Consider the following 17485-nt stretch of genomic DNA (forward strand, 5'->3'; position numbering starts at 1 on the left):
GCCGGTCGCCGGAGAAGGCCCCGTGTTTCGAAAGTTACTGATCGCCAACCGCGGCGAGATCGCTGTGCGCATCATCCGCGCATGCGCCGAGATGGGGATTCGCTCGGCAGCGATCTATTCCGATGCCGACCGCTACTCGCTGCACGTCAAGAAGGCCGACGAGGCCTACAGCCTTGGCGGTGACCCGCTGGCCGGCTACCTCAACGTGCACCGCATCGCGAACCTCGCAGTCGCTACCGGCTGTGATGCGATCCATCCGGGCTACGGTTTCCTATCCGAGAACCCGGAGTTGGCAGAGGCCTGCGCACGGCGCGGCATCACCTTCGTCGGACCGAGCGCCGAGGTGATCCAACGCATGGGCGACAAGACCGAGGCACGCCGCGCGATGCAGGCTGCCGGCCTACCGGTCACCCCCGGTTCGGCGGGTAATCTGGCCAGCCTGGACGAGGCGATCGAACTGGCGCAGCAGATCGGCTACCCGATCATGCTGAAAGCGACATCTGGCGGCGGCGGCCGCGGGATTCGACGCTGCGACACGCCGGACGAGCTGCGGAAGAACTGGGAACGTGTCATCTCGGAGGCGACCAAGGCGTTCGGTCGGGCCGACGTCTTCCTCGAGCGATGCATCGTCAACCCGCGCCATATCGAGGTACAGGTACTGGCCGACAGTCATGGCCACGCGATCCACCTGTACGAACGCGACTGCTCCATCCAGCGGCGCAATCAGAAACTCGTCGAGATCGCGCCATCGCCGCAGCTCGATGAGGCCGAACGCCAGTATATCGGTGGCCTGGCGGTGATCGCGGCCAAGGCGGTCGGTTACACGAACGCCGGCACGGTCGAATTCCTGCAAGATGCCGACGGGCGCTTCTACTTCATGGAGATGAACACACGCGTCCAGGTCGAGCATACGATTACCGAGACCATCACCGGGGTGGATATCGTCGAAGAACAGATCCGCATCGCGGCGGGGCTGCCGTTACGCTTCAAACAACACGAGATCGCGCGGCGTGGCTTCGCGATGCAGTTCCGCATCAACGCCGAGGACCCGAAGAACAACTTCCTGCCCAGCTTTGGCCGCATCAGCCGCTACTATGCACCGGGTGGTCCGGGCGTGCGCACCGACACCGCGATCTATACCGGCTACACGGTGCCGCCGTATTACGACTCGATGCTCGCCAAGGTGATCGTCTGGGCATTGAGTTGGGACGATGTGATCGCGCGCGGCGAGCGCGCGCTACGCGACATGGGTGTCGACGGCATTCGCACCACGATTCCGTACTATCTGGAGATCCTCGGCAATGCCGACTTCCGCAGCGGATCCTTCAACACCGGTTTTGTCGACGCCCACCCACAGTTGACCAGCTATTCCTGCAAACGCCGCAAGGGTGAACTCGCAGGTGCCATCGCCGCAGCCATCGCGGCCCACGCCGGCCTTTGATCACGAGGTATTTTCATGTCGAAAGTCCATGTCACCGACGTCATCCTGCGTGATGCCCATCAGTCGTTGCTCGCAACGCGCATGCGGCTGGACGACATGTTGCCGATCTGTCCGAAGCTCGATGCGATCGGCTACTGGTCGTTGGAATGCTGGGGCGGCGCCACCTTCGACGCCTGCGTGCGTTTCCTCAAAGAGGACCCCTGGGAACGCCTGCGCAAGCTGCGCGAGGCACTGCCGAATACCCGACTGCAGATGTTGCTGCGCGGCCAGAACCTGCTCGGCTACCGTCATTACTCCGACGACGTCGTGCGTGCCTTCGTGGAGAGGGCGGCGTCCAATGGCATGGACGTGTTTCGCATCTTCGATGCGATGAACGATGTGCGCAATCTCAAGGTCTCGATCGAGGCCACCAAGGCGGCCGACAGGCACGCCCAGGGGACGATCTGCTACACCGTGAGTCCGGTACACGACACGCGCGGTTTCGTGGCCATGGCCAAGGAACTCGCCGCGATGGGCTGTGACTCGCTGGCGATCAAGGACATGGCGGGCCTGCTCACGCCGATGGCCACCAGCGATCTCGTCAAGGCACTCAGCGACGCGGTCGATCTGCCCCTGCACCTGCACAGTCACGCCACATCGGGGCAGGCGGAGATGTGTCATCTGAAAGCTATCGAGGCGGGTTGCACGCACATCGATACCGCGATCTCGTCGATGGCGGGCGGCACCAGCCATGCGCCGACCGAGAGCATGGTCGCGGCACTGCGCGGCACCGAATACGACACCGGTCTGGACCTGGAGAAAATCCAGGAGGTCGGCATGTATTTCTATGCGGTGCGCAAGAAATACCACCAGTTCGAGAGCGACTACACCGGCGTCGATACCCGGGTGCAGGTGAACCAGGTACCCGGCGGCATGATCTCCAACCTCGCCAACCAGCTGAAGGAACAGAACGCGCTGGACCGCATGAACGAGGTTTTGGTCGAGATACCGGCGGTGCGCAAGGACCTCGGTTACCCGCCGCTGGTCACCCCGACCTCGCAGATCGTCGGCACCCAGGCGGTACTGAACGTGCTCACCGGCAAGCGCTACCAGAGCATCACCAACGAAGTGAAGCGCTACCTGCAGGGTGGCTACGGGCGCGCACCGGCGACCGTCAACCCGACCCTGCAGCAACAGGCGGTGGGCAACGAGGAGATCATCGAGGTGCGTCCCGCCGACCTGCTCAGCCCCGAGTTGGACAAGCTGCGCAACGAGATCGGCCAGCTCGCCGGCAGCGAGGAAGACGTGCTGACCTACGCGATGTTTCCCGAGGTCGGCAGGCTGTATCTCGAACAGCGCGCCGCCGGAACCCTGGTACCGGAACAGCTGGAACCGGCACAAGGCAACGCGACGCCGAGCACGGCACCCACCGAGTTCAATATCGCACTGCACGGCGAGACCTATCACATCAAGGTGACCGGGGCGGGACACAAGGAACAGTCTGAGCGACATTTCTATTTCACCGTCGACGGCGTGCCCGAAGAGGTCGTGGTCGAGACGCTCGACCAGGTGGTGCTGGAAGGTGGCGCGAAAGGCGCCGTCAAACAGGGGATTGCCGGCAAGCGGCCGCGGGCCACCGAGGAGGGTCACGTGACCACGTCGATGCCGGGCAATATCGTGGACGTGCTGGTCAAGGAGGGAGACAGCGTGACCGCCGGCCAGCCGGTGCTGATCACCGAGGCGATGAAGATGGAGACCGAGGTGCAGGCGCCGATCGCCGGCACCGTCACCGGCGTGTACGTGCAGAAAGGCGACTCGGTCAATCCGAACGAGGCGCTGATCGAGATCAGCGCCGCATGACGCTTCGTGCCCGGCACACGGCCGGGTTCACGGGCGCGTCATGCGCCCCGCCGGGCTGCCGGGTGATGCCGATCTCGCCTGCACGGCGCGGCCGATCCAGGGCTACCCGAGTTCCGGTGTCTCGGCGGTCACCATGAACACCACCCGCTCGGCGATATTGGTGACCCGATCGCCGATGCGCTCCAGATGGTAGGCGATCCACAACAGGTGCGTCGCACGCATCGTCGGGTCGGCAGAGGTCATCAGCTGCATCAGCAGGTTTGACGCCGCCTGCTCGTCCAGGTCGTCCACCTCGCGATCGTCGTCCGCGGCGGCCCGCGCCAGCTCGGCATCCCGGTTCTCGTAGGCCTCCATCACGCGTGTCAGCATGTTTCCGCAGATATCATGCATCGCCTCCAGACGATCGATGGGTCCGGAAAAATCGCCCGGATCCATCCCCAGCACGATCTTCGCGATGTCTTTGGCATGGTCCGCGATACGTTCGAGTTCCGTCGAGATCTGCAGACTGGCGACGATGTCGCGCAGATCGGCGGCGACCGGCTGGTGCAATGCCAGGGCCTGCAGGCATTCGCCCTCGATGACCTGCAGCATCTGGTTGATCTGGGTGTCCTGCTCCACGACCGTCTGCGCAAGACCGGCTTCCTGGCTCATCAGGCTGTCCATCGCCGACGCCTGCGCCTGCTCGGCGAGTCGAAACATGTGCAGCACATTGTTGTGGATCTGCACTTCCTGCCGGTCGAGTATTCTGAGTACTTTGTTCATCGTGGCCTGGGGTCCTTCGTTAGATCGCCGTTGGTTCGTTCTCGGTTGTTTGGCCGATTTTCGCCGATTTGGGGCCCGCTTGGCGACAGGTCGCGGACACGCCCCGTCGCGGCGCAGCCCCACCGGATCGATCAACGCTGCGTCTGATCCGCGCGGATGGTTTCGATCAACTCCACGACGCTGCGATTGCCGGGCAGCAACTGGCGCAGCCGTTCTGCATAGCCGAGCGCCTGCTCGTTCAGGCCCTGCCGATGGAGACCCACGGCGAGGGCCTGCAGGCTGTCCCGATCGTTCGGGTGCCGCCGTGCGACCGCTTCCCACACCTTCAGCGCCTGCGGAGCCGCCCCGGTCGAATCCAGCGCGACACCGTAGACGTACCCGAAACGGGGGGCCTCCGGCGCGAATTCGTAAGCCGTTTTCAGGCTTTCCATCGCGGCCTCGGTCCGCCCGGTACGGATCATCAACAGTCCCAGCGCGTGGTGCAGGCTCGCCGCATTCGGGCGTGCCGCGATACCCGCACGCAGGACACGTTCGGCATCCGCTTCACGATCCAGCGTGCGCAGCAGATCCGCCTGGTTCACGTAGGCAGGCAGATACCCGGGATCCCGCCTCAAGGCCTCTCCGAACGCCCGCTCGGACTCGTCGATCATCCCCTGACGCGCATGGAAACCGGCCAGGTTCACCCAGTGTTCGGCGCGGTCGGCATTGAGACGTTCCGCTGCGAGGTATTCATCGAACACCCGCTGCAGACGCGGTCGGTCGGCGGCCTCGAGTTCCGCCACCCGAACGTCCGACAATGCGACCGCGACAGCGATGCGCACGCCGCGCACCGGGTCCGCGAGCAGCGGGACCAGCAGCTTCCAGCGCGTGTCCCGATCAAGCCGCGCCAAGGCTTCCACCGCCGCACGCCGTTCGAGTGCGTCCTCGGCGTAGAGCCCATTGACGACCGCCTGGATGGATCCGGGACCCAGGTGAGCCCCCAATGCACCCAAAGCCGTGGCCCGCGCAATCGCCGGTGCTGCCGGGTCCACCGCCAACGCGGCGAGCCGTTCGGGCGCATCGGCCTGATCCGCGCGCGCGGCCGCGAATGCCGCGGCATAGGTCTGAAAGCCCTCGCGACGGTCAGCACCGTACCATTGCCGGATCTGTTGCGCCGCCCAGGCGGCACTGCGTCCCTTGTGGCAGCCACTGCAGACATCCGGCACGCCGAGGGAGGCTGCCAGGTCGGGACGCGGAATACGGAAGCTGTGATCACGACGGGGATCGACCACCATGTAGGTGCGTGCCGGCATGTGGCAGTCGACGCAGGCACTGCCGTCACCACCTGCAGGGTGGAAGTGATGCCGGCTCGAGTCGTAGGCCTCGGCCTTGTGGCATGCCGTGCACAGCGCATTGCCAGCACGGCGGATCTTCAGGCTGTGAGGTTCGTGACAGTCGCTGCAGGTCACGCCTGCCGCATGCATCCGGCTCTGTCGGAAAGAACCGTAGACATAGACCTCGTCGAGCATCTGCCCGTCGGGAAAATACAAGCCGTCCTCCAGCAGCGCCACGCGATGGCTGTCGGATAACGGCGCACCGTGTCGATAGTCCTCGGACAGCTGCGATCGGCGTGCATGACAGCGGCCACACAGCTCGAGCTGGGACGCGCCTTTCGCCGCCGAGGTGCGCACCGCGGTATCGCTGCCCTCCGCTGCGCTCCATGTCGCGCCCGGTGCGAGCTGTACCACCAGCCCGTGATCGGCCGGATACGCCGCTGACTCTCCCCTGCCGGCCGCCTCCGCCAACTCCACGTGGCGGGAAGCCGGGCCGTGACAGGCCTCGCACCCGACGTCGATCTCGCTCCAGGTCGTCGCGTAACGGTCTTGCGCGGAGTCATAACCCTTGCGCAGGTTCGTCGAATGACACTCGGCGCATGCAAAATTCCAGTTGTGTGCGGACGACAGCCAGTGAAGTTCGTCGCCTGGCGGGACATCTTCGTCGGGATACAGGCTGAACCAGCGCTGTCCGCCGGCCTCCGCGGGGCGGCTGTCCCAGGCGACCGTGAGCGCCTGGTAACGTCCGTCGGGAAAGCCGACCAGGTATTGCTGCAAAGGCGCTACGCCGAACGTGAAGCCGACCTCGTAGACGTGCTGGGCGCCGTCCGCGCCCTGGGTCTCGACCATGAATCGCGGGCCGTCGCGGAAGAAACGACTGCGCACACCGCGGTGCTCGAAGACGCGACCGCCGAAGTCCCCGAGCACGGTTGCATCCGTGGCCGCTTGCATGGCCAGGTCGTGATGGGAGCCGAGCCAGGACCGGTACTGTTCCGCGTGGCAGGTCTTACAGGCGGACGAGCCGACGTAGCCCGGTCCTGAATCCGGCGTCGGCTCGGCCAACGCGGCGGCCGGCGCCACGATCATCGAGACGGTGAGAAGCGGACCGACGATCCAGCCGAAGAGAGAGCTCATGCACCAATCCCCCGAGCAGCGATCGCCTCCCGGTCACGGAGATACATCTGGCCGCCTATGCTGCGAACTGCGACGACCGCGCACATGGCGGGCCGTTCAGAAATGCCACCGGGCACTCAACAGCGGGCCACTGAAATGGACGTTGTCGATCGCACTGCCGGACTTGAAGTCCCACTCGAGGTGCCGGTAGCTCAGCGCGACGTCGCCCCAGTCGAATGCGCGTCCGACACCGAGCTGCGCCTGCCAGGTCAGCCTCGACTCGCCGCTGCCGACATCGACATGATAGAGGCCGTACCAGCGCTCGCCGAGGCGCACCTCTCCTCCCAGCCCCAGGATGCCGTCCCAGACACTGAGCGAATCGTGGATGCTGCGCTCTATCGCCAGTGCCTCGAGGGGGCCCGGCTGCAGCTGTGCCGCGAAATCGAGCGCGAGGTTGAAATAGCGGACCCCGGCGCGCAGATCGACCCGGGCCGTCTCGCTGCTCATCAGATCGTATCCGGCCCAGAGCGTGAGCACCGTCCCCTTGGTTGCGACGTCCGCGTCGACCCTGGCGGGAATACCCGGCCCGACCGGGAGTTTCACGCTGCCGCTGTCGCTCGCGCTCACGTCCATGTAGACGACATCCGCGAATAGTGACCACCTCGATCGCCTGGCCTCCAGCGACCCCATGAAGGCCATGTCGAGGTTGCTGATCAGCGTGTCGAAACCGACATCGACGTGATTGTCGGCCGCGGTGTCGCCCTCGATCCCTGCGCCCCAGAGATAGACCGTGGCGGTATACCCCCAGTCGTCGTCTGCGGCCGCCGCAGCGAACCCGGCCATAAGCAGGCCAATACCGATCCACCATCGGCAGGACCGGACAGCGATAGAGGCAGGCGGCGCCGATGTCGGGAAATGTCGCCCTGTGCCGCTTGTGCTGCAGCGGCACCCTGACCTGCTGCTCACTGCGCGAACACCTTGTTCCAGTCGTTCTTCATGTCGATGACCGTCCAGCCCTTCTGCGACGCCTCGTCCAGTGCCTTGTCCAGCTTGCCGACATGCGACTTCCGGTCGTACGCCCATTCGCGCTCGCCGTCGGTGTGATGCAACAGCAGGCCGAAGCGCGCGCCCTCGCCGGCCGTGGTCCACTGCAGCATCTGCAGGTCACCGTCGGAATTGCCGGACGCAAACAGCGGAACACGGCCGATGAACTTGTGGATTCCCACGGGCTTGCCGGCCTTGTCATCGATGAAATCGATCTCGGGCAGGCGGCGCAGCACGGGCCCGGACTCGGTCATCTCGAATTCCACCTTGATGCTGCTGCCGATCACCTGTTCCGGTGGCACGCCGTAGACGCGCTCCGCCCAGGGCCGCATGAACTCGATGCCACCCCCCGAAACGATGAATGTCTTGAAGCCGTTTGCCCGCAAGTACCCGAGTAGCTCGAGCATCGGCTGGTAGACCATCTCGGTGTACAGCTTGCCGGTCTTGGGATGTCGTGCCGTCGTAATCCAATCCTCGACGATGCGCGCGAACTCGGCCGTGGTCATGCCACCATGCGAGGCCATCACCAGCTGCAGCAGACCCTTTTCGCCGGAAGCCGCCAAGGCCTCCATATCGTCTTCCAGCACCGCTTTGAACGGCTGCTCGGTCTTCCACTCAGGGTGCTCGGGCGCCAACGCCTTGACCCGGTCGATCGCAAACAGCAGTTGGAAATACGCCGGCTTTTCCGCCCACAGATTGCCGTCGTTGTCGAATACCGCAATCCGCTCCGCCACCGGCACGTACTGTGCGCCACCGTCGGTCGTTACCGCCTGCACGAAGTCGACGATGGCCTGCTTGGTCTTGCCGTCGTTCCACGAGGCCAGCGGATCGGCGAACACCGGTTGCGCGACCAGCATGGCCGCACACAGCAACTTCCAGAACCAAGTCTTCATGGTTGTCCCTCTTCAGAAAAAGGCCGCTCTTTACAGAGCGGCCATCTGCTTTCTCGATTGGCGGAGCGAACTCCGCCCCAGGCTTGTCGAGGTTATCTGCCGGAGCCCATGTCCTTCAGTTTCTCCTCGATCTTGGTGAGGTTGAAGGATCCGGGCGACTGGCTCGGCGGAAATTCCTTCATCGTCATCAGGAACTTCGCGGCCAGACCCTGTATCGGCACGATCACGAACGGCCGGTCGAGGAACCAGTCATTGTAGGTGTTGGAGTTGTGCTGCGCCTTTTCGAACGGATCGCGACGCAGGTTGAACAACAGCGGAACGCGCAGCTCGGTGAACGGCTCGCGCCATACGCCGAACGCCTGGCCGCGGTTCTCCAGGAACACGACCTTCCAGTCGTCGTAGCGGGCGGCGACCACCTGGCCGTCGTCGTTCACGTACCAGAATTCGTGACGCGGTGACTGATCGGTCTTGCCGCTCAGGTAATCGAGCTGGTCGTAGCCGTCGATATGATTGCGGTAGTGCCGGCCGTTGATATCAACGCCTTTCAGCAGCTTCTGTTTGACATCGGGCGCACCGGCGGCCGCTGCAAAAGTCGGCAGCCAGTCTTCGTGGGCGACGATCCCATTTAGCGTCTTGCCAGCCGGAAAGTGCCCCGGCCAACGGATAAACGCGGGAACGCGGTAGGCGCCTTCCCAGTTCGAGTTCTTTTCACTGCGGAACGGCGTCGTGCCGGCATCAGGCCAGGTGTTGTAGTGCGGACCGTTGTCGGTCGAATAGAACACGATGGTGTTGTCCGCCACGCCCAGATCTTCCAGCGTCTTGAGCAGCTTGCCGACATGCATGTCGTGTTCGACCATGCCGTCGGAGTACTGGTCCTGCCCGGAAAGGCCACGGTGCTCTTCTTTCACGTGGGTACGGAAGTGCATGCGCGTACCGTTCCACCACACGAACCACGGTTTGCCCGCCTGGTGCTGCTCCTTGATGAACTCGACCGCGCGGTCGGAGGTCTCGTCGTCGACCGTCTCCATGCGCTTCTTGGTCAGCGGACCGGTGTCCTCACACCGCTGTTTGCCCACCTTGCCGAAACGCGGATCCTCGGTCGAGTCGTCCTTGTCGGTCGCGTAGCAATGCAGCACACCACGTGGCCCGAAGGTCTCGAGGAAGGTCTTGCCGTTGGCCAGCTTCTGGTCACGCGGATAGTCCACGTTTTCGGGTTCTTCCTCGGCATTGAGGTGATAGAGGTTGCCGAAGAACTCGTCGAAGCCGTGGATCGTCGGCAGATGCTCGTTGCGGTCACCCTGGTGGTTCTTGCCGAACTGGCCGGTCGCATAGCCCTGGCCCTTGAGCACCGTCGCCATGGTCACATCGGTCTTCTGCCAGCCCTCGGCGGCACCCGGCAGACCGACCTTGGTCATGCCCGAACGGACCGGTACGGAGCCGCTGATGAAGGCCGCGCGCCCGGCGGTGCAGCTCTGCTGCGCGTAGTAGTCGGTGAAGGCCACACCCTCGCTGGCGATGCGATCGATGTTGGGCGTCTGGTAGCCCATCATGCCGCGGTTGTTGTGGCTGATGTTCCAGGTTCCGATATCGTCTCCCCAGATCACCAAAATATTGGGTTTGTCCGCAGCGCTGACGCCCGCCGCGGTCAGCCATGCGGCCGCTGCGAACAACGCACGAATCGTGTTAGTCCCTTTCCGTTTCATCAGTTGTCTTCTCCTCCCGATGGTCGCCCGCGCGCGCCAGGCTGATAGTAAGGATTGTTAGCAAACCGGTGCTTTAGACCACATCCAGCACGCTGAGTCCAGAACAGGGGACATTCAGAGGATGAGGATCGCCCCGGCTTTCTGCGTCTCAACAATATAGACGTATTTCCCTGCGTCGAAACTGCCGGGTACGGCGATGGTTCGGAGCATTGCGTGGTCACATTTCCCAACCGCGGACTGGCCACTTTCTTTTTTCCGGATTTGGACTGAGTCCGGTTCGAGCAGGCCTGGGGTGCGGATCCTGGCCCGCGCCAGACTCCGGTGCTTGTCTCACCCCCCTCGCCAGCGCGCATTCTACACAACACGATCGGGAAATCGACCGGTCCACGCGCGGATGGTCGGGCAAGGATGCGTGCAGACAGGGCACCCACGATGCCCGACCACGCTGGCCTGCAGTCCCTCAGGGCGCTAGCATCGTTTCATGCGGCAACCCGTGTCGCATAAGGGAGCAAGCAATGACCGAACATTCAAAAGACGACGGCGTCGTTTTCGCATTGCTCGAGCGGTTCGAAAAATTTCGCCTGCCCCGCGCACTCGACATCAAGAAGCGGGTCGACAGCGGCGACAGGCTGAACGATGCCGACATTGCGTTCCTGCAACGCGTGATGCACGACGCGGACGAGGTGAAACGCTACGCCGAAAAACGCCCCGACCTGCAGGCACTGTATGCCCGTGCGGTGAACCTGTATCAGGAGATCACCAAGAAGGCGCTGGAAAACGAGCAGCGATCCTGACGCTGCGCCGGCCGGTCGCGGTGCCGAAGACCATCGCGCTTGAACGGACATCAGTGATGTGACGGCAACTGCAGATATGCGGACTGCCGGAGTCATCAAGACGGTCAGTCGACGTCGGCGACGTTCCCCGGCGAATGACGATGACAGGGCCGATCATCCGCGGTCCGCGCTATTTCGCGACAAAATGCGACGAAGCCCACCCAGCGCATCGATGCGCGTGACGGACGTCGCAATGTGCCGGTCGCTGCATTGGTGCACGAACGCGCCGTCCCTCGTATGCGCAGATTTTGGCGCTATTCGCCTGCTCACGCAGCGAGCGTTTTCGTTGTCCCACTTCAAACAAATCTGGTAGCACATCAGCCCGGATCGATCCCAGCCGATACGGTCACTGAGACTCCCCTCGCTGTGGTATTTCGCCCGCCTGCCCGGCGGGCGTTTCTTTGCCTGGATTGCAGACCACAGATCGCCAAAGGTGCCGTCGCCTTGTCTTGCGCGCCAACGCGATCCAGCCGCCGCACGCAGGGAACCGACCTTGTCGAGAAACCCCGTCCGCCGCATACCCGATACCCGAAATCCGCATCGCAAACCGTCAGGCGTAGCAGTCCTGCGCAAGGACATCCGAATCCGGCACAGACCCAAGATTGAACAGCGCCCTGAACCGGTGCAGAGACACCCTTGGGTTTGCGACGGTGCATCTCCATGCCGCGGCAAGGAGGCGCTGGCGAGGGTGACGGTCCAACCGGTAGTTCCAGCGCCCACCTCCGCAATCCCCGATGCGGCTATCCGACGTGTCACGCAACGTTTGCGGTCACCGGCGGTATCCGGTTGAGCCCAATGATTGAACCCACAGGTTTGGACGCCCGGCCGCACCACCTGTACGGGATTCTTGACAAACCGGGATCATTAGTTAGGATTCCTACCTATGAAGTTCGACAGTATCACGGAACCGCTCGAACGACGGCTCGCAGATGGCCTCGCCCGGCTCGCTGCGGTCGCCCGGCAGCTCGACTGGCAAGCTGCAGCGGCGGCTGGACTGTCACCGACCCAGGCCGACATCCTTCGATTCGTCGCCAACCGTCCTGAAGGTGCGCGCCTGACCGCAGCAGCCGCGCATGCCGGGGTGCGCAAGGCCACGGCAAGCGACGCGGTGGCCACTCTGGAAGCCAAGTCGTTGTTGCGCAAGGAAGCAGACGCCCTGGATGGTCGTGCAGTTGCGCTGCGGGTGACCGCCAAAGGTGCCCGAATCGCGCGAGACTGGCCTCCCAGCTTCGCACCTGTGGTCATGGGTCTTTCGGAGAGTGAGCAGGAGACGCTGTTGGCATTGGTGATCAAGATGATCCGCCAGCTGCAACTCCGCGAACTGATAGCACCTCAGCGTACCTGCGTGACGTGTCGCCATTTCCGCGAAAACATCGCGCCGGGTACGGACACGCCACATTACTGTGCCTTCGTTGGGGCGCCGATGGCCGAACGCCATTTGCGCGTCGACTGTCCGGAGCACGAATCCGCCGCCTGACAGCGGCCTAACCTCCCCGTGCACGGTGCTCGGGGAAATCCACGGCATATTTAGTTAGGAGTCCTTACATGAAAACACGAGCCACTTTCTATCACGCCGGTTGCCCCGTATGTGTCGCCGCCGAACGGCAGATCGCCGACGCGATCGATCCGACCCGCTTCGATATCGAGGTCGTCCACCTGGGCGAAACGCAGTCGCGCATCGGCGAAGCGGAATCCGCGGGTGTCAAGTCGGTACCCGCATTGGTGATCAGTGGACAACCTTTCCACATCAACTTCGGCGCGTCGATCGCCGAACTCAAATAAGGAGAGAGTCCCAATGAGAGCAACCATTCTGGCCGCGTTGTGCGTGACCGCCACCACGACGGCTTTCGCGGCCGAGCCACAAGTCCCTTACCCGGACGGATACCGCGACTGGCACCACGTCAAGAGCATGGTGATTGAAGAGGGCCATCCGCTTCATTCAGCATTTGGTGGCATTCACCATATCTATGCCAACGACAAGGCACTCAAGGGATACCGTAGCGCAAACTTCCCCGATGGAGCCGTGATCGTCTTCGATCTGCTGGATGCCTCAACCGCCGACAATGCGATCAGCGAGGGGCAACGCAAGGTGCTTGGTGTCATGCACAAGGACGCAAAAAGGTTTGCGTCGACCGGTGGCTGGGGCTTCGAAGGCTTCGGCGCAGGTGATCCGACCGATCGGGTCGTGGGCAAAGACGCGGCTTCTGCGTGTTTCGCCTGCCACCAGCCGCAGCAAGGGCGGGACTACACGTTCAGCCAGCTTCGGGATTGACGCAGGCCACGCAGCAGTACGGATGGGCGCCGGCGTCGCGTAACTCGCAGTGACTGGCAGAACCACTGCAACCAAACGCCACGGCGCCCATCCGTCTGGAGGCGCAGCGCCAGCGAGCCGGAGTCGCCTGCGCTTTCCAGGCGCCTGGCCCGGGATCTGTATTGCGTGCCGTCCCTCGACTGAAACGCAGTCCATGAACGCTTCACACCTTCAGGCGCTCCCGCGCTGGGCCTGCACGCGGTTATCGCACAATTCAGGACCACGACGACATCGGCGGCACATTGGTGCGAGAGCACCTGATTGGTTTTACCGTGGGGGTCGACGTCGGGCCGGAAGACGGTGGCGCCACGCCTATGACCATGCGGGCATATCAAAGGCGCGCCGACACAGCTCGTGACCGGCCACCAAGAGCGACGACGCAGGCCAATCTCTGTCTACCTCCCAGGCCCTCGAACGGGCACCGAGATAGCGCGCATCGTCGGCGAACAAAGGCAGATCAAGCCAGATCTATTCGGTTCTTTCGGACTGCAGATACCTGTCGAAAAAGATTCGAACCAGGTCTGACCGGGTGACCATGCCCGCGGCACGTCGCTCGGCATTGCAGATGACGACGCGTTTGACGCGATGCTGCTTCATCAACTGGATGACATCGTCGACATAGTGATCCGCGGACGCACAGACGACGTCACGCACCATGTGGTTCGCCACGGGGTCTTCCGGGCCTTCCAGTTCGCCATGGTGGGCAAGATGGCCGAACATCGCCTCCAGTGTCTGCCAGAGACTGTGCGTCGGGTGATGGGCCGGCACGCCAAGTCCGCGCAAGAAATCGGCCTCTGTGACAATCCCAACCAGTCGTTCGTCATCGTCCACGACCGGCAGGCCGCTGATGCGTTGGGTGACCATCAAATGAGCCGCGTCGGACATCGTGGTCTGCTCGTGGACGACCTGTACCGGGTGGCTCATGATGCGCGATACCTTCAACGATTCAGTCATCCGCTGGCCGGCGAAATACTGCGCCCTTTCCGCCAGCGTCATCAGATCGTTGACCCCGATGTCCATGAACGTATTCATGCTTTGCAGGGCCCGTTCGTAGTCCTCTCGGACGGCCTTGTGCGCCGTGGTCTTATCGGCCATCGGTGCTCTCCATCAACGTCGCACCCTCGGCGGCAGTCCGAGTGGTTGCGTTCACATGTTCCCCCGCTGACCAGGCGGCCGGATAGCGCCGCCAGGCAAACGGGGCATTGAACAACAGCGCCACGAGCAGGATCGTTGTCGCATTCAACATCACCGGGGTGAACACGAACTGATAACCCAGCTGGTGCACCACATCGCCACCGAGCACTGCGCCGAGGGCGGTCGCCCCACCGGGCGGGTGGATGCAACGAAGGTAGTGCATCGCACCAATCGCCAACGCGACAGCGACCGCCGCCGCCAGCACGGGGAACGGGATCAGCTTGACGCAGGTGACACCCACGATCGCGGACACCAAGTGTCCACCAAATACCGACCACGGCTGAGAAAGTGGGCCATGCGGCACGGCGAACAGCAGGACGGCCGACGACCCCATCGACGCGATGATACTCACACTCCCCACCAGCCCGAGTTGCGACTGGCTGATCAGGGCAACGCCGAGGATGCCTGCAAGCCCCCCGGCAGTAGACAGCCACTTTTCTGTATGCGTGGCACGCTCATGTCCGATTCCTGCCCAACGACGCAGGGCCAGTAAACTCGACTTCATCGACTTGCCTCTCTGTTGTTCACCCCAAGCCCGGACTCATCGGCACGCAGATCCGCCCACCCTGCCTGTCCGGTCCGCCATGCGTTTCTGGCGGCGCCGCTCATCGAATTCCCGCGACAGGTCGGATACGGAAACCCCGCTCTGCCGGGCGTGTGGAACTCAACCCAGCCACCCGCCCCAGGGAACGCAATCGCCAACCGCGTTGCCACTCGCGGGCGCTTGACCCATTCGGTGAGGTAGTGATGGATCCATCGCTTGCCCCAAGCCATCGCACCGTATGCATCGTATTGGTGCAACATAGTTATTGACAAACGATATTTATCGCATCTTTATATCGTGAATTGCGATAATTAGACCGAAGGCGCACCAATATGGACATCCTTGGACATCGGTCAGGCCCGCACCTTTCTTGCGATCGCGCCGCACGGTAGCCTCCTCGAGGCAGCGCAGTGGCTGCATCTCACCGAGTCCACCGTCAGCAGGCGCATCAAGAACCTCGATTCGGAGTTGGGCGCCCCGCTGTTCATTCGCAACCGCGCCGCGCTTGCGAACAGCGGCAGAAAACGCGTCGTCGCCCGGTTCTCGGTAACAAGAACGCGATGGGTCAGGACCTCGCCAAACGAGGTGTTTGCTGCCTTCCGAATGGAAGAAGCGTCAACAGACCCACCGGTGAAGGCTCGTACACGACATGGTGATGGCGTTGCCGGCGATCCAGCAACGATGGGCACGGCCCGGCCGAACCTAGCCCCGGCGTATGTCCATCAGTTCATAGTTGCGGACACGCGCGGTATCCAGCAACGCATCGATCTCCTGCCGGGGCACCGCCATACCGGACAGGGTCAGGCGCGCCAGCGCGAGGCTGACCTCCAGGGTCTCCGGCAGGGCCTGCGTGGCACCTGCCTCGATCAGCCGGGCGCAATCCGCCAGGTCGTGGCCTCGAGCAATAATGGTCAGATTTGGATAGGCGGTGCGCATGTGCGTGACGGCGCGCAGCGCCGAGGCTGTGTGGTCCACCGTCAGTACCACGATCGACGCATTCTCCAGATGGGCGGTCTGCTGCAGCTGCGGATCGCCGATGTCACCGTAGTAGACGTGAAATCCCTGTCTGCGCCCGTCGTTCACCCGTGCCGGGACCTTGTCGAAGGCGGCAAAGGGGATCTTGTAGTGATCCAGCAGCACGGCGATGCTATGCCCGACACGCCCGTAGCCGCCGATCACCACCTGAGGATTCGTTACGGCATCCAGCGCCCGAAACGGAGTCGCACCGTCCGCATCACCACGCCCCAGCCGACGACCGATCGCGTCGCCGACCTGCACCAGGACCGGCGTCAGGAGCATGGTCAGCGATATGACACCCACAGCGAGAACGAAGGTCGCATCATCGATCACCTCCAGCGCCTTGGCGGAACCGAACAGCACGAAGCCGAATTCGCCGCCCTGGGCGAGCAGGAACGACAGGCGAGCAGCCATGCGCCGGCCGAACCCGAACAGCTGCAACAGAAAAACCAACACGACAAGTTTCAGGACCACGATCGCCAGCGTGTGACTGCCGAAGCGGAGCAGGTCTGCGCCCAGGGCGTGAAAATCGATCGACATCCCCACGGCGACGAAAAACAGGCTCATCATCACGCCTTTATAGGGCTCCACCACCGCCTGCACTTGTAAACGGTAGCGGGAACCGGACAACATCATGCCCATCAGGAAGGCACCCAACGCCATGGATACGCCGGCCTGATGCATCGCCCAGGCGGCCGCGAACACGGTCAGCAACACCACCAGCAGAAAGCCCTCCCTGTTCCCCTGCCGGGCAAGCACGTGGAACACCCGCGGCACGACGAGGCGACCGAAACCCAGTACGGCCGCGAAGCTCATGGCGACGATCGCCACCTGCTGCCAGAACGGCACCTCGGCCGACAGCCTGCCGGTGTCCGATAGGATGGGTACCGCCGCCAGCAGCGGGACGATGGCGATGTCCTGCATCAGCAGGATGGAAAAGGCCGCCTCCCCATAGGGGGTACCCAGTTCGCCTTTTTCCTGAAGAAGCTGCAGCACGAAGGCCGTGGAGGACAAGGCGAAGGTGAGGCCGATCAACAGCGCAATTCCCCACGCGTAACCGTCCCAGAAGAACCAGAGGCCGATCGCAGCACCGCTCAACAGGATCTGCAGGGAACCCAGCCCGAACACCTGCCGGCGCATCGCCCAAAGACGGCTTGGCTGCATCTCCAGTCCAATGACGAACAACAGCAACACGACGCCCAGCTCGGCGAAGTGGCGTACGTCGTCCACGTGGGTGGTCACGTAGGGTCCGGGCGAGTGGGGTCCGACGGCGATGCCGGCCACGAGCAGACCCAGCACCGAACCTAGGCCTAGGTGTTTGAACAGAGAGACTGCGATGGAGGTGGCCAGCAGCACAAGCAGCGCAGAGACAATGAAATCATCGATGTGCATGGTGGCGGAAAGGGCGATGCGCGACGGTCATGGAGATCCATGGTACGGGAGGCGACGGACCGGTTCCCCGGGCTATATCAAGAATA

At 63.2% G+C, this 17485-nt stretch carries 14 protein-coding genes and 1 pseudogene; 7 read left to right on the forward strand and 8 right to left on the reverse strand.

What is annotated here, in order from left to right; all coding sequences use genetic code 11:
• Positions 1–22 precede the first annotated feature (22 nt).
• Together H6955_21715 and oadA are read left to right on the forward strand one after the other, a co-directional pair.
• A complete protein-coding gene (locus H6955_21715) occupies positions 23–1441 on the forward strand; it encodes an acetyl-CoA carboxylase biotin carboxylase subunit (protein ID MCP5316189.1) in 1419 nt (472 codons plus the stop codon).
• Between the two features lie 15 nt (positions 1442–1456).
• Positions 1457–3280 (forward strand): sodium-extruding oxaloacetate decarboxylase subunit alpha, encoded by a 1824-nt coding sequence (gene oadA / locus H6955_21720; GenBank protein ID MCP5316190.1) that lies wholly within the window; start codon positions 1457–1459, stop codon positions 3278–3280.
• A 102-nt stretch (positions 3281–3382) separates the two neighbouring features.
• Here the strand turns inward: oadA and phoU are convergent, their stop codons facing one another.
• The 5 genes from phoU to H6955_21745 form a co-directional block, all read right to left on the reverse strand.
• A complete protein-coding gene (phoU, locus tag H6955_21725; protein MCP5316191.1) occupies positions 3383–4042 on the reverse strand; it encodes a phosphate signaling complex protein PhoU in 660 nt (219 codons plus the stop codon).
• Positions 4043–4173: 131 nt separating this feature from the next.
• The gene (locus tag H6955_21730; protein MCP5316192.1) at positions 4174–6489 is read right to left on the reverse strand and encodes a hypothetical protein; all 2316 of its coding nucleotides are present in this window, start codon (positions 6487–6489) and stop codon (positions 4174–4176) included.
• 96 nt (positions 6490–6585) lie between these two features.
• Positions 6586–7311, reverse strand: coding sequence for a hypothetical protein (locus H6955_21735; GenBank protein MCP5316193.1), 726 nt, complete (start codon positions 7309–7311; stop codon positions 6586–6588).
• A 119-nt stretch (positions 7312–7430) separates the two neighbouring features.
• Entirely contained in the window at positions 7431–8405 is a 975-nt protein-coding gene (locus H6955_21740; protein MCP5316194.1) for a haloacid dehalogenase-like hydrolase, read from the reverse strand.
• A 92-nt stretch (positions 8406–8497) separates the two neighbouring features.
• Positions 8498–10108 carry an arylsulfatase gene (locus H6955_21745; GenBank protein MCP5316195.1) on the reverse strand — a complete coding sequence of 537 codons (1611 nt, stop codon included), beginning with the start codon at positions 10106–10108 and terminating at the stop codon, positions 8498–8500.
• A 515-nt stretch (positions 10109–10623) separates the two neighbouring features.
• Between H6955_21745 and H6955_21750 the strand changes: the two genes are divergently transcribed.
• The 4 genes from H6955_21750 to H6955_21765 all read left to right on the forward strand — a co-directional run bounded on the left by H6955_21750 (position 10624) and on the right by H6955_21765 (position 13213).
• Complete coding sequence (locus tag H6955_21750) at positions 10624–10902, forward strand: hypothetical protein (protein ID MCP5316196.1); 279 nt, start codon at positions 10624–10626, stop codon at positions 10900–10902.
• Between the two features lie 922 nt (positions 10903–11824).
• Positions 11825–12418 carry a winged helix-turn-helix transcriptional regulator gene (locus tag H6955_21755; GenBank protein MCP5316197.1) on the forward strand — a complete coding sequence of 198 codons (594 nt, stop codon included), beginning with the start codon at positions 11825–11827 and terminating at the stop codon, positions 12416–12418.
• Positions 12419–12486: 68 nt separating this feature from the next.
• Positions 12487–12723: a thioredoxin gene (locus tag H6955_21760; GenBank protein ID MCP5316198.1), complete on the forward strand. Its 237-nt coding sequence runs from the start codon at positions 12487–12489 to the stop codon at positions 12721–12723.
• Between the two features lie 13 nt (positions 12724–12736).
• The gene (locus H6955_21765) at positions 12737–13213 is read left to right on the forward strand and encodes a cytochrome P460 family protein (protein ID MCP5316199.1); all 477 of its coding nucleotides are present in this window, start codon (positions 12737–12739) and stop codon (positions 13211–13213) included.
• 507 nt (positions 13214–13720) lie between these two features.
• On the opposite strand, the gene H6955_21770 is transcribed toward H6955_21765, so the two are convergent.
• Both H6955_21770 and H6955_21775 read right to left on the reverse strand, forming a co-directional pair.
• Positions 13721–14347 carry a CBS domain-containing protein gene (locus tag H6955_21770; protein MCP5316200.1) on the reverse strand — a complete coding sequence of 209 codons (627 nt, stop codon included), beginning with the start codon at positions 14345–14347 and terminating at the stop codon, positions 13721–13723.
• Entirely contained in the window at positions 14337–14951 is a 615-nt protein-coding gene (locus tag H6955_21775) for an HPP family protein (GenBank protein ID MCP5316201.1), read from the reverse strand. The genes H6955_21770 and H6955_21775 overlap by 11 nt, the downstream gene beginning before the upstream one ends.
• A 381-nt stretch (positions 14952–15332) precedes the next feature.
• Between H6955_21775 and H6955_21780 the strand changes: the two are divergent.
• Positions 15333–15497, forward strand: a pseudogene (locus H6955_21780) (LysR family transcriptional regulator).
• Positions 15498–15692: 195 nt separating this feature from the next.
• Here the strand turns inward: H6955_21780 and H6955_21785 are convergent.
• Positions 15693–17399, reverse strand: a complete 1707-nt coding sequence (locus H6955_21785) for a cation:proton antiporter (GenBank protein MCP5316202.1) — start codon at positions 17397–17399, stop codon at positions 15693–15695.
• Positions 17400–17485: the final 86 nt, after the last annotated feature.

It is taken from the genome of Chromatiaceae bacterium (assembly GCA_024235395.1).
Taxonomy (GTDB): Bacteria; Pseudomonadota; Gammaproteobacteria; order Chromatiales; family Chromatiaceae; genus Thiosocius.